Annotated in this window: 13 protein-coding genes; 2 read left to right on the top strand and 11 right to left on the bottom strand. The window is 63.7% G+C overall.

Going from position 1 to position 13,301, the window contains the following annotated elements:
* Positions 1-24 precede the first annotated feature (24 nt).
* From paaZ to G7044_RS00640, 11 genes are all read right to left on the bottom strand, one after another.
* A complete protein-coding gene (gene paaZ, locus G7044_RS00690; protein ID WP_166324475.1) occupies positions 25-2,064 on the bottom strand; it encodes a phenylacetic acid degradation bifunctional protein PaaZ in 2,040 nt (679 codons plus the stop codon).
* An 11-nt stretch (positions 2,065-2,075) separates the two neighbouring features.
* Positions 2,076-2,828 (bottom strand): Phenylacetic acid catabolic protein, encoded by a 753-nt coding sequence (locus G7044_RS00685; RefSeq protein WP_166324472.1) that lies wholly within the window; start codon positions 2,826-2,828, stop codon positions 2,076-2,078.
* Between the two features lie 9 nt (positions 2,829-2,837).
* The gene (gene paaE, locus G7044_RS00680; protein WP_166324469.1) at positions 2,838-3,914 is read right to left on the bottom strand and encodes a 1,2-phenylacetyl-CoA epoxidase subunit PaaE; all 1,077 of its coding nucleotides are present in this window, start codon (positions 3,912-3,914) and stop codon (positions 2,838-2,840) included.
* Positions 3,915-3,924: 10 nt separating this feature from the next.
* Positions 3,925-4,437: a 1,2-phenylacetyl-CoA epoxidase subunit PaaD gene (gene paaD / locus G7044_RS00675; RefSeq protein WP_166324466.1), complete on the bottom strand. Its 513-nt coding sequence runs from the start codon at positions 4,435-4,437 to the stop codon at positions 3,925-3,927.
* A 1-nt stretch (position 4,438) separates the two neighbouring features.
* Positions 4,439-5,284 (bottom strand): 1,2-phenylacetyl-CoA epoxidase subunit PaaC, encoded by an 846-nt coding sequence (paaC, locus tag G7044_RS00670; RefSeq protein ID WP_166324463.1) that lies wholly within the window; start codon positions 5,282-5,284, stop codon positions 4,439-4,441.
* Entirely contained in the window at positions 5,284-5,568 is a 285-nt protein-coding gene (gene paaB / locus G7044_RS00665) for a 1,2-phenylacetyl-CoA epoxidase subunit PaaB (RefSeq protein ID WP_166324460.1), read from the bottom strand. Before paaB ends, paaC begins: the two co-directional genes overlap by 1 nt.
* A gap of 41 nt (positions 5,569-5,609) precedes the next feature.
* Entirely contained in the window at positions 5,610-5,957 is a 348-nt protein-coding gene (locus tag G7044_RS00660) for a VOC family protein (protein WP_166324457.1), read from the bottom strand.
* A gap of 4 nt (positions 5,958-5,961) precedes the next feature.
* Positions 5,962-6,951, bottom strand: coding sequence for a 1,2-phenylacetyl-CoA epoxidase subunit PaaA (paaA, locus tag G7044_RS00655; RefSeq protein ID WP_166324454.1), 990 nt, complete (start codon positions 6,949-6,951; stop codon positions 5,962-5,964).
* 12 nt (positions 6,952-6,963) lie between these two features.
* Positions 6,964-8,169: a 3-oxoadipyl-CoA thiolase gene (pcaF, locus tag G7044_RS00650; RefSeq protein ID WP_166324451.1), complete on the bottom strand. Its 1,206-nt coding sequence runs from the start codon at positions 8,167-8,169 to the stop codon at positions 6,964-6,966.
* 247 nt (positions 8,170-8,416) lie between these two features.
* Positions 8,417-9,865: an IMP dehydrogenase gene (guaB, locus tag G7044_RS00645; RefSeq protein ID WP_166324448.1), complete on the bottom strand. Its 1,449-nt coding sequence runs from the start codon at positions 9,863-9,865 to the stop codon at positions 8,417-8,419.
* A 116-nt stretch (positions 9,866-9,981) separates the two neighbouring features.
* Positions 9,982-10,974: a TDT family transporter gene (locus G7044_RS00640; RefSeq protein WP_166324445.1), complete on the bottom strand. Its 993-nt coding sequence runs from the start codon at positions 10,972-10,974 to the stop codon at positions 9,982-9,984.
* Between the two features lie 197 nt (positions 10,975-11,171).
* Between G7044_RS00640 and G7044_RS00635 the strand changes: the two genes are divergently transcribed.
* Complete coding sequence (locus tag G7044_RS00635) at positions 11,172-12,320, top strand: OmpP1/FadL family transporter (RefSeq protein WP_166324442.1); 1,149 nt, start codon at positions 11,172-11,174, stop codon at positions 12,318-12,320.
* 93 nt (positions 12,321-12,413) lie between these two features.
* The gene (locus tag G7044_RS00630; RefSeq protein WP_166324439.1) at positions 12,414-13,301 is read left to right on the top strand and encodes an ATPase; all 888 of its coding nucleotides are present in this window, start codon (positions 12,414-12,416) and stop codon (positions 13,299-13,301) included.

The raw sequence follows: 13,301 nt of genomic DNA, 5'->3' as shown, positions 1-13,301 counted from the left end.
GCCTTTTTCATGAGGCTTGTCGCCTCAGGCCTTCGCCACCATGGTCAGCACGTCATATTGGGCGACGACCTCGTCCTTCTGGTTGGTCACGCGGCAATCCCAGCGAACTTCGGCATGTTCGGCATTTTCGCGCGGGTTGATCTCCTTGCAGGTCAGGCGCACGCGCAGGGTGTCGCCGAAATAGACCGGCGTCAGGAAGCGCAGGTTGTCGACGCCGTAATTCGCCAGCACCGGGCCGGGATCGGGATCGACGAACAGCCCCGCCGCGAATGAGGCGATAAGATAGCCATGCGCCACCCTATCATCGAAGAACGGGTTTGCCTTCGCCGCATCGCTGTTCATATGGGCATAGAAAGTGTCGCCGGTGAAATGGGCGAAATGTTCTACGTCAGCCTCGGTGACCTCGCGCGCTTCGGTCACGATCTGGTCGCCGATGCGCAGTTCCGCGACCGATTTGCGGAACGGGTGCTTATCGGCGCGGGTATCGGCACCTTCGGACCAGATGCCGGTCACCGCGCTCAGCAGGCGCGGCGCGCCCTGGACGGCGGTGCGCTGCATGTAGTGCTTGACGGCGCGCATGCCGCCCAACTCCTCGCCTCCGCCTGCCCTGCCCGGCCCGCCATGGACCAGCGGCGCCAGCGGGCTGCCATGCCCGGTCGAGGATTTGGCGCTGCGCCGGTTGCCGATCAGCACCCGGCCATGCATCGGCGCCATGCCGATCACCATTTCTTCGGCCACGTCCGGGCTGTCTGTGAAGACCGAGGCGACCAGCGACCCCTTGCCGCGATGGGTCAGCGCCACCGCCTGATCGATGCCGTCATAGGGCATCACCGTGACGACCGGGCCAAAGGCTTCGACATCGTTCGCCGCCGCCTCGGCCGGGTTCTCGGCCAGCAGCACGACCGGGTTGATGAAGGCCCCCTTCTCGGCATCGCCCGAGGCGACGCGCACATCGTCCGGGTCACCCAGAACGATCCGGGCGCTGCCCTGAAGATCCTTGATGCGGTCGCGGACTTCCTCACGCTGTTCCAGACTGGCGAGCGGCCCCATCCGCGTGCCTTCAACCGCAGGATCGCCGGCGACATTCTTCGCCAGCCTCTCACCCAGTGCGGCGATCACGGCATCGACATGATCGGCGGGCACGATGGCGCGGCGGATGGCGGTGCATTTCTGGCCTGCTTTGGTGGTGATTTCGCGATGGATTTCGCGCACGAACAAGTCGAACTCTTCCGTGCCCGGCCCGGCATCGGGACCAAGGACCGAGGCGTTCAGGCTGTCCGCTTCCATCGTGAAGCGGACCGAGTTTTCGATAATTGCGGGCGAGGTCTTCAGCATCCGCCCGGTCGAGGCTGACCCGGTGAACGTCACCACATCCTGACAGGTGACATGGTCCAGCAGATCGCCCGCCGATCCGCTAACCAGTTGCAGCGCGCCATCGGGCAGGATGCCCATATCGGCGATGCGGCGGACCATCAGTTCGGTCAGATAGGCCGTCTGGCTGGCCGGCTTCACGATGGTGGGCATCCCGGCGATCAGCGTCGGCGCGATCTTTTCCAGCATCCCCCAGATCGGGAAGTTGAACGCGTTGATATGCACCGCCACGCCCTGCAACGGTGTCAGGATATGCTGGCCAGAGAAGCTGGCATCCTTCGACAGCGGCTCGACCGCGCCATCCGGGATCACCTTCGCATTCGGTAGCTCGCGCCGCGCCTTCGACGCCAGCGTCAGCAGCGTGCCGATGCCGCCTTCGATATCGACCCAGCCATCCGCCCGCGTCGCCCCGGTCCAGAGGCTCTCGGCATAGAAATCCTCTTTCATCTCCAGCAGCTTCAGGCCGATTTCCTTCAGCATCAGCGCCCGCTGATGAACGGTCATCGCCCGCAGCGCACGCCCGCCCTTCTCGCGCCCATATTCCAGCGCCGCCGCGTGATCGAGACCCGAGGCATCGATCAGCGCCACCACCTCGCCGGTCGAGGCATTCAGCAATTTCTTGCCGTCACGGCTGCCATTCTGCCACTCGCCGCAGAGATAGGACTGCAACAGGCGCGGAGTTTGGATGTTCATCGGATGTCCTTTCAGGCGAGGCCCATGGGCAGCAGCAGGTCAGTGGCCCGTTGCGACCAGGTCTCGCGCAGCTTGTCATTCTGGGTGTGGCGCAGCCCAAAGCGCGCCTGCGTGTCATAGCGTTTCGATCCCGATTGCCCGAAGGTCGCGTTGACCCGTGGCATCCAGTATTCGATGGCGGCCTTGGCCTTTGCGCGGCCCTCATCGGTTCCCGCGATCTGGCGCAGCCCGTTCAGGCCCAGCTCGACATGGCGGGCCTCGCGCGGGGCGATTTCGCGGAAGGCGTCGGCCAAGGGCGCATAGCTGACGCGCTTCATCTCATCCAGTTGAACCACCGTCGCCAGCCCCATCAGCACGTTCAGCACCACCGCATCGACATAGCCCTGAAGCGGATAGTGAAAGACCGACAGGCGCATGTCGTCGCCGTGGCGCGCGGCACCCAGATCGGCGTCGCGGTCGACGCGGGCGGCCCAGTCGTGGCGGCGGTCATAAGCGGCCATATCGCCGCCGAATTCGCCCATCACCTGCAAAACACGGCCGGCATGGTCCAGCTTTTCCTGCGTGATCTTGGCGGCCGCAATGCGGTTCCTGATGCCCGGCGCGTCGTTGATCGTATCGGCAAAACCCGCCGCCCCGGCCAGTTCGCTGTCCACGAATGACGCCATCAGCCGCAGCAATTCGCCGCGATAGCGGGCCGGCACGTTGCCGGGCGAGGTCAGCTTGCCGCCCTGCGCCAGATAGTCCTCGATGGTCATATCGGTCATGGCTGCCCCCTATTCGTCATAGCTGACGACGATACGGTCGGTCAGCGGATAGCATTGGCAGGTCAGCACATAGCCCTGCGCGACCTCGTAATCTTCCAGCGCGTGGTTGATGGCCATCTCGGCCTCGCCTTCCAGCACCTTCGCGCGGCAGGTCGAACAAACCCCGCCCTTGCAGGCGTAAGGCACATCCATATCGGCCGCCAAAGCCGCATCCAGCAGGCTTTCGCCCTGTTTCGGCATCCTGAAGCTGCGGGTGGCGCCGTCCAGCGTCACCACGGCTTCGGTCATGTCGCCCGACTGCACCGCGTCCTTGCTGACCGCCTTTTTCTTCGCCCGTCCCGGCTGACCCGAGGCGAAAAGCTCGAACTTGATCTGCGCCTCGTCCAGACCGGCCTTTTTCAGGCTGTCGGCAATGGTCAGCATCATCGGCTCTGGCCCGCAAATAAAAGCGGTATCGACCGAAGCGGCATCAATCCAGTTCTCGAACAGCGCCGCCATCTTCTCGGCGTCGATGCGGCCGGTGAACAGGTCGATCTCCTGCCCCTCGGTTTCCAGAACATGGATGACCGCCAGCCGGCCAAGATAGAGGTTCTTCAGATCCTCCAGCTCCTCGCGGAACATGATCGTGTTGATGCCCCGGTTCGCATGGACCAGTGTAAAGCGCGATTTCGGCTCGCGTTTCAGCACCGTCTTGATGATCGACAGCACCGGCGTGATCCCGGAACCCCCGGCAAAGCCGAGGTAATGGCGTGACGCCGCCGGATCGAGATCGGTGAAGAAGCGGCCCATCGGCGGCATCGCCTCGATCATCATGCCGGGGCTGAGTTCCTCGTTCGCCCAGGTCGAGAAGGTGCCCCCATCGACGCGCTTGATGCCGACGCGCAGAAAGCCTTCGTCCCGGCCGGCGCATATGGAATATGAGCGGCGCAACTCCTCTCCGTCGAAATCGTGGCGGAAGGTCAGGTACTGGCCTTGGGTGAAATCGAACGCCGCCGCATCTTCCGGGCGGGGGCGAAGCGTCACCACCACCGCGTCGCGGGTATCGCGCCGGATGTCGGTGATGTGAAGCGGCAGGAAGCGTGACATGGCGGTTCCTTCAGTGGCACTTGAAGTAATCGAAAGGCTCCAGGCAGGCATTGCACACCCAGCTGGCCTTGCAGGGGGTCGAGCCGAACTGGCTGACCCGGCGGGTATCGTTCGAATTGCAGCGCGGGCATGGCACTGCCATGTTCCCCCGCCCGGTCAGCGAGGTCACCCGCGCCATCACGTCCCCATCGGGCGCGGTGCCGTCGATGGGAGGGGCGATGCCGTAATCGCGCAGCTTGTCGCGGCCCTGATCGCTGATCCAGTCGGTCGTCCAGGCGGGCGTCAGCTGGCGGCGCAGCATGACATGCTCGATGCCCTTCGACAGCAGGTGGTTTTCGATATCCAGATTAATGACCGCCGTGGCCGGGCATCCCGAATAGGTCGGCGTCACCGTCACCACCAGCACCTCGCCCTGCCATTCGACATCGCGGATGATGCCCAGATCGGTCAGCGAGATCACCGGGATTTCCGGGTCCGGGACTTCGGCCAGCCAGTCCCAGACCTGCGAGACTGCGGGGCGCATCCTACCAGCTCGCGCCGGGATAGGCGCGCTGCAGGAACTGCATTTCCGCCAGGATATAGCCCAGATGCTCGGTATGGGTGCCCTGCTTGCCGCCCTTATGGGCAAAGCTGCCCTCAGGCCGTTTCAGCGTCGCCTGATCCAGCACCGCATCGACGGTTTCGTCCCAGACCCCGCGCAGGCTGGCCGGGTCCGGCGCGATGCCCGCCTGCGCCATGGTCACGTCGGTGGCGTCGCTGGCAAACATCTCCAGTGCATAGCACCATTGGTCATCCAGGGCCGACTGCATGCGGGCATGGCTTTCGTCCGTGCCATCGCCAAGCGCGATCACCTGTTCGGCCGAGCGTTCAAGGTGATAGCTGACCTCTTTCAGCGCCTTCTGCGCGATTTCCGCCACACGCGGATCGGCGGACCCGGAAAGCGCCTGCAACTGGTGGAAATGGAAGGCGTCGAACAGGAATTGCCGCATCAGCGTCGCGCCGAAATCGCCATTCGGGCGTTCGACCAGCAGCAGGTTGCGAAAATCCCATGCGTCGCGCAGATAGGCCAGGTCGTCGGCGCTGCGGCCCTTGCCTTCGACCTCTGCCGCCAGACCCAGCCACAGCGAGGTCTGCCCGATCAGATCCAGCGCCATGTTCGACATGGCGATGTCTTCCTCCAAGACGGGACCATGTCCGCACCATTCGGAATTACGATGACCAAGGATCAGGGCATTGTCACCCATCCGCAAAAGAAACTCGAAAAACGCATCCTGATCGGCATCTGCGGCGGGCGCATGCGCCCCGCCCTGCCCCGCCTGCCGGGCCAGGCCTTCGGCGTCGGGGGTCATGATATCTGGAAGCGACGGCATCACATATGCCCCACTTCATCGGGAATGTCGTAGAATGTCGGGTGACGGTAAACCTTGTCATTCGACGGCTCGAACAGCGGCCCCTTGTCCGATGGGCTGGACGCCGCGATATCGACCGACTTCACCACCCAGATCGAAACGCCCTCGTTCCGGCGCGTATAGACGTCGCGGGCGTGCTTGATCGCGACATCGGCATCCGGCGCGTGCAGGCTGCCGACATGGCGGTGGTTCAGCCCGTGCTGACCACGGATAAAGACTTCCCAAAGGGGCCATTCGCTGGACATCTGTTCCTCCCTTCCTGCGGCAGAGCACCGCTGGGTATCGATCAATAAGCGTAAAGTTCGACCCGGTATCCATCGGGGTCGAGCACCTGCACACGCGCCGGACCATCGGCGCTGTATTCCGTTTCGGTCACGCCATCGGCGCGAAAGCGTTCCCGCAATGCTTCGACCTCCCCGGCGGTATCGACAAGGCTGCCAAAGTGGTTCGTGCGCGGCAGATCCTGCGGCACTTCGCCCACGCTCAGCGCCAGCAACGCCCCGCTGTCATCGGCAAGAATCAGCAGATGCGGATCGTCATGCACACGCTTCGTCAGGCCGAAATACGCCCCATAAAACCGGGCCGAAACTTCGCGATCCGACACTGTCAGCGCGACATGGTTCAGCCGGGGCATCAGCTTATTCCGCCGCGACCGCGCTGCGCCGTGCAGCCTTCTTCTTCGCATGGGCGACCATCGCATCGCGATACCACGCCCCGTCTTCCCATGCCTTGACCCGAGCACCCAGACGTTCCTTGTTGCAAGGCCCGTTGCCCTTCAGCACCTGATAGAACTCGTCCCAATCGGGTTCACTGAAATCGTAACCGCCCTTTTCCTCGTTCCATTTCAGGTCCGGGTCGGGAACGGTCAGGCCCAGATATTCAGCCTGCGGCACGGTCTGGTCGACGAATTTCTGGCGAAGCTCGTCATTGGTGTTCATCTTGATCTTCCAGGCCATCGACTGGACCGAATGGACCGAGTCCTTGTCAGACGGCCCGAACATCATCAGCGAGGGATACCAAAGCCGGTTCAGCGCATCCTGCGCCATCCGCTTCTGTTCAGGCGTGCCATTCGCCATCTTCATCATGATCGCATAGCCCTGCCGCTGGTGGAAGCTCTCCTCCTTGCAGATGCGGATCATCGCGCGGGAATAGGGGCCATAGCTGGTGCGCTGCAGCGGCACCTGATTCATGATCGCCGCACCATCAACCAGCCAGCCGACCGCGCCCATATCGGCCCATGTCAGGGTCGGATAGTTGAAGATCGAGGAATATTTCATATCCCCCGAATGCAGCTTCTCCAGCAGTTCATCGCGGCTGACACCCAGCGTTTCGGCGGCGCAGTAAAGGTAAAGCCCATGCCCGGCCTCGTCCTGCACCTTGGCCAGCAGGATCTGCTTGCGCTCCAGCGTGGGGGCGCGGGTGATCCAGTTGCCTTCGGGCAATTGGCCGACGATTTCGGAATGCGCGTGCTGGCCGATCTGGCGGATCAGCGTCTTGCGATAGCCTTCCGGCATCCATTCCTTCGGCTCGATCTTCTCGCCGCGGTCGATGCGTTCCTGAAAGGCGATGTCTTCGGGCGACATCTCCTCGCGCGACTTGCCTTCGGATTTGACGAGCTGTGCATACATGGCAGTTCCTCCTCAGACGCGTTCGATAATGATGGCGATGCCCTGCCCCACGCCCACGCACATGGCGCACAGCGCATAGCGCCCGCCGGTCCGGTGCAGTTCATACATTGCGGTCGTCACCAGCCGGGCGCCCGACATGCCCAGCGGATGGCCAAGCGCGATGGCACCCCCGTTCGGATTAACATGGGGTGCATCATCCGGCAGGCCAAGGTCGCGAACTGTCGCAAGCGCCTGGGACGCAAAAGCCTCGTTCAGTTCGATCACGTCCATCTGGTCGATGCTCAGCCCGGCGCGGGCGAGAACCTTCTTCGCCGCCGGTGCGGGACCAATGCCCATGATGCGCGGCTCGACCCCTGCTGCCGACATGGCGACGATGCGGGCTTTGGGCGTCAACCCGTTCGCCTTCGCGGCTTCTTCGCTGGCGATCAGCAGCGCGCAGGCCCCGTCATTCACGCCCGAGGCATTGCCGGCGGTCACCGACAGATCCGGGCCGTTGACGCCGCGCAGCTTGGCAAGCTGTTCGGCCGAGGTGCCGGGGCGCGGGTGTTCGTCAGTATCGACGGTGACCGGGTCGCCCTTCCGCTGCGGGATCGTGACCGGCACGATCTCATCGGCGAAACGACCGGCCTTCTGCGCCGCGTCCCACCGCGCCTGAGAGCGGGCGGCGAAAGCGTCCTGATCCTCGCGGCTGACGTCGAAATCCGCGGCCACGTTATCGGCGGTCTGGGGCATCGAATCGATGCCGTATTGCGCCTTCATCTTCGGGTTCACGAAGCGCCAGCCGATGGTGGTGTCGTAAACCGCATTGCTGCGGCTGAAGGCGGTTTCGGCTTTCGGCATCACGAAGGGCGCCCGCGACATGCTTTCGACCCCGCCCGCGATCATCAGGTCGCAATCGCCCGCCTTGATCGCGCGCGCGGCCATGCCGACCGCATCCATGCCCGACCCGCACAGCCGGTTCACCGTCGTCCCGGGCACCTCGATCGGCAGCCCCGCCAGCAGCGCGGCCATACGGCCCACATTGCGGTTATCCTCGCCCGCCTGATTGGCGCAGCCATAGATGAGGTCATCGACGCTGGCCCAGTCGACACCGGGATTGCGCGCCATCAGCGCCGCCAGCGGTGCCGCCGCCAGATCGTCGGCGCGCACCTGCGCCAATGCCCCGGCATAGCGCCCGATCGGCGTTCGGATTGCGTCGCAAATGAAAGCTTCGGCCATGGCTTCCCCCCATTCATGGCAAAGGTTCAGATCAGAGTAAGAATATCGCTGACCGACCGTTCGGTTATTTATACGTCGATTCGAGCGTCGGGCAAGGAAAATGTTATCATTGCCGAGGTCATTGGTGACCAGATCAGGCCCGTGGGACTTTTGCCACCATGAAAAAACACCGACAAAATTTGGCAAAACCCCCGGCACCGACAGGCACCGGGGGTTTTGATGGCAAGTTCAAGGTTTGGGCCGCAGATCAGCCCAGCCGGTAGTTCGGGCTTTCGCGGGTGATCTGCACGTCATGGACATGGCTTTCCTTCAGCCCGGCCCCCGTGATGCGGACGAAATTGCAGCCGCCGCGCATCGCCTCGACCGTGGGGCTGCCGGTATAGCCCATGGCGGCGCGCAGCCCGCCCACCATCTGGTGCACCACCGTCGCAACCGGACCTTTATAAGGCACCTGCCCCTCGATCCCTTCGGGGACTAGCTTGTCGGTCGCCGCGTCCTTCTGGAAATAGCGGTCGGCCGAGCCGCGCGCCATCGCGCCCAGGCTGCCCATCCCGCGATAGGATTTGAAGCTGCGGCCCTGATACAGGATCACCTCGCCCGGGGATTCGTCGGTGCCGGCAATGGCGCTGCCGACCATGGCGCAGCTTGCGCCCGCCGCGATGGCCTTGGCGAAATCGCCCGAGAACTTGATGCCGCCATCGGCAATCACCGGCACGTCGCCGGCCGCGCCCGCGACATCCATGATCGCCGTCAGCTGCGGCACGCCCACGCCCGCCACGATCCGGGTGGTGCAGATGGACCCCGGCCCGATCCCGACCTTGACCGCATCCGCGCCTGCGTCGATCAGCGCCCGGGCGGCATCTGCGGTGGCGATATTGCCGGCGACGATCTGGATGTCAGCCGAGAAGTCGCGAAGCCGCGCGACCGCGCGGGCGACGCCCTCGGAATGGCCGTGTGCGGTGTCGATGACAACCATGTCGACGCCTGCCTCGATCAGGGCCACGCTGCGCTCATACCCTTCTTCGCCGACGGTCGAGGCCGCGCCCACGCGCAACCGGCCCAGATCGTCCTTGCAGGCCAGCGGGTTCAGCACCGATTTTTCGGTGTCCTTCAAGGTCAGCAGGCCGGTCAGGTGACCGCGGCCATCGGTGACCAGAAGCTTCTCGATCCGGCGTTCCTTCATCATCGCGATGGCCTGCGCACGGTCGGCGGGCTCGCGCAGGATGGCGAGGTTCTGCGCCGTCATCATCGCCTTCACCGGCGTCTTGTCGTCGCTGGCAAAGCGCATATCGCGGTTGGTGACGATGCCGACGACGCGGCCGTCCTCGTCCACCACCGGAAAGCCGGTTACGTTATAGCGTTCCTGCAGCGCCTTCGCATCGGCCAGCGTCTGCGTCGGCGTCAGGGTGATCGGGTTATAGACGATACCGCTTTCGAACCGCTTCACCCGCCGGACCTCATCGGCCTGCCGTTCCGTGGTCAGGTTGCGGTGAACGACGCCCATGCCGCCGGCCTGCGCCATGGCAATGGCCATCCGGCTTTCGGTGACCGTATCCATGGCCGAACTGACCAGAGGAATGTTCATCTTGATCCCGCGCGTCACGCGCGTGGTCACATCAGCGGTCGAGGGCATCACACTGGATGCAGCCGGAACCAATAGAACGTCGTCGAAGGTGAGCGCCTCACGAATCTGCATCGCAGCCATCCTTGATAAGGGGGGTTCGTTTGGCAGTTCCCCTTTTCACCTTGCGTCAGGTTTGTAAACCCCGAGGGCGCGCATAGCTGCCAATTGGCAGCCGCAAGGCTGCCCCGTCAGGCGCTTGCGGCGTTGGTCTTGACCGCCAGCCGGCCGCGCGCCCAATCGCGCAGGATCAGGAAGGTGATCGGAACAACGACCAGCGTGGCCACGGTCAGGGCAAGCCCCGCAACGATGCGCAGACCCTCGGAAGGGGCGGCATCGTAAAGCGTCCAGAACAGGCCGCCGCTTGCGGCGACGGGAAAGGCAAACGCCCCCCACAGCGCGGAAAACCCAGCCGCAGTAAGCCAGCGCGTGGCCAGCAGTCCCGCCACCAGCAACAGGCCCACAACCACTGCAATCACCTTCGCCGCATCAAGATGGCCCAGCAGCACCAGCACTGTCCCGCTCAACGCCAACGGCGCAAGGTGGATCGCCAGCAAGGGGCGCAGCGCGGCGGGCAAACGCATGGACCGCAATTGCCACATCGAGGCCGCCCAGATCACCAGCGCCGCCAACAGTCCGGGCCAAAACAGCAGCGCAGCCAGTCCGGGCCAGCCCAGCAGCGGCGCCACCCGTGCCGCGACCAGCAACCCCGCCCATTGCAGATGCCAGGCCGGGCTGACCCGGCGCGCGTCGCCCACGCCATTGGCCAGCACCCGCAGCACCACGACCAGCAACACTAGATGCAGCGCCAGCCCCGCCAGCAACGCCGCGCGCGCCAGCGGCAGCGTATAAGCAGAAAGCAGCCCCGCCAGCAGATAGACACACAGCACGCCCGCCGCCGTCCCGGTCCGTCCGGGCAAGGTGGCGAGTTCGTCCGCCAGAACGGCGGGACGCCAGGACAGTTTCACCGCATAGGTCGTGGCCGCGAACAGGAACAGCGCAACCGCCACCCCGTCCAGCATCCCCGACAGGCCGGATGGCAGCGCGAATTGCGCCACGCCCGCGCGCCATGCCAGCGCCAGCGCCATCAACCCGAGAATCGGCGGGAATATCGCCGGAGGCACCCGCCGCCACAGCCCCGCGGGCGCAGGCTTCGGCATCGCGAATTTTAACCGCTCGGCCATGTTTTCCTCGCTATTTGCAGCGCGTCACAGTATCACGCGGGGCGCAGACGCCCTCAACCGTTGCAAAGGCGTCACGGTGTCGCAACACACCGCGCCGTGGACGCCACGTCATCGCGACCGCGTGATTGATTCGTGAACGCAGCCGTATAGCGTTGCAATTGAAGCGACAGCCACAAAGGCCGAGCAGGGAGGAAAACATGAAAAAAACGCTGATCGGCGCCACCGCGCTGCTTATGACAACCGCACCGGTCTTTGCCGCCGGGATCGAACGGTCAACCCAGTCGATCGGGATCCTGTTCGAGGAAGGCAACTATGTCGAAACTGGCCTGCAGGTCACCAACCCGGACGTCAGCGGTACGGATATTTTCCCGGATCTTGGCGGAAATTATCGCAAGACTGGCAATATCGCCGACAACTTCAACGTGCTGACCTTTGGCTACAAACACCAGTTCAGCGACCAGTTCTCGGCCGCATTGATCATCGAGCACCCCTATGGCGCCGATATCGAATATCCGGGCGTCGACATGACCTCGGCAACCAAAGGCTCCGCCATGTTGGGCGGAACCCATGCGACGGTCGAAAGCGCGATGATCTCGGTCATCGGTCGCTACAAGTTTAACGAAACCTGGGGCGTCCATGCCGGCATGCGCGCATCGAAGGCCTCGGGCGATATCCGTCTCAGCGGCGGGGCCTATCGCGGTGCGTCTGGCTATCGTGCAAAACTTGCCGATGACACCGCCGTCGGCTGGCTGGCTGGTGCCTCGTGGGAACGCCCCGACATCGCCGCCCGCGTCGCGCTGACCTATTACTCCGATATCGACCACGAATTCGACACTCAAGAATTTATGGGCGCGGTACAGGTCGCCGATGGCACCACGGATGTGACCACGCCCTCGATGCTGGCGCTGGATTTCCAGACGGGCGTCGCGCAGGACACGCTGATTTTCGGTCAGATCCGCCGCACCTACTGGTCGGATTTCACGGTAACTCCGCCATTCTTTGAGGTGAATATCAATCCAAACGGATTGGTCAGTCTGGAAGACACCAACACCTTCACCCTGGGCGTTGGCCGCAAGTTCACCGAAAACTGGTCTGGCACCGTTGCCTTCACCTATGAACCCACCGGCAAGGAACTGGTTTCGCCGCTGGCGCCGACCAATGGCCGCAAGGGGATCACCGTCGCCGGCATCTACACGATGGACAAATGGAAGTTCACCGGCGGCATCAACTACACCAAGCTGGGTGATGCCAAGGCCGAAGTCGGCGACGATCCCGATACCGCCGTGGCAGATATGGAAGACAACGACGCAATCAGCCTCGGCCTGCGCGTCGGCTATCGCTTCTGATCGCCGCATCAGCGACCTTGGAAAAGCCCCGCCCCCGCGCGGGGCTTTTCTATTTCCGCGCCGCTGCCTAGATTGCGCCGCGAAGGAGACGCCATGATCTACAGCACCGGACAGGATTGGCTTGGCAGCCCGCGCAAGCGTGTGCTGCTGTTCGGCATGTCGGGTCTGGGCAAGACCTATCTGTCGAACATGCTGCGCGCATCGGGTGACTGGTTCCATTACAGCATCGACTACCGCATCGGCACCCGCTACATGGGCGAACTGATCGCCGACAATTTCAAGCGCGAGGCGATGAAGGTCCCGTTCCTGCGCGAATTGCTGCTGTCGGACAGCGTCTATATCGGCAGCAATATCACCTTCGACAATCTCTCGCCGCTCTCGACCTATCTCGGCAAGCCGGGGTCCGAAACCCGCGGCGGCCTGCGCTTCGACGAATATGCCAAGCGCCAGCGCGAACATGAGAAGGCCGAAATCGCCTCGCTTCTGGACACGCCGCATTTCATCACCCGCTCCGAGGAAATTTACCGCCTGCCGCATTTCGTCTGCGACAGCGGCGGTTCGATCTGCGAGGTGGTGGACCCCGACAACCCAGCCGACCCGGTGCTGTCCACGCTGGAAAAACACCTGCTGATGGTCTGGATCAAGGGCTCGGACGCGCATACCGAAGAACTGGTCCGCCGCTTTGACCGTGCGCCCAAGCCGATGTATTACCAGCCGGAATTTCTGGACAAGTCATGGCTGGCTTACCGGATGGAAAAGGGCCTGCGCGAGGATCAGGTCGATCCCGACGACTTCATCCGCTGGACCTATGCCCGCGCCCTTGCCCATCGCCAGCCCCGCTATGAAGCGATGGCCCGGGGTGGCGTCACGATCACCGCCGAAGAGGTCGCCGGGGTTCGCAGCCCCGCCGATCTCGACCGGCTGATCGCCGCCGCAATCGACCGCAAGACCGACAGCACGAAAGAAACCAAGGAAGCCTGA

It is taken from the genome of Paracoccus xiamenensis (assembly GCF_011308835.1).
In the GTDB taxonomy this organism is placed as follows: domain Bacteria; phylum Pseudomonadota; class Alphaproteobacteria; order Rhodobacterales; family Rhodobacteraceae; genus Paracoccus; species Paracoccus xiamenensis.
The sequence above is the reverse complement of the archived record's forward strand: the minus strand, read 5'-3'. Positions and strand labels throughout refer to the sequence as shown.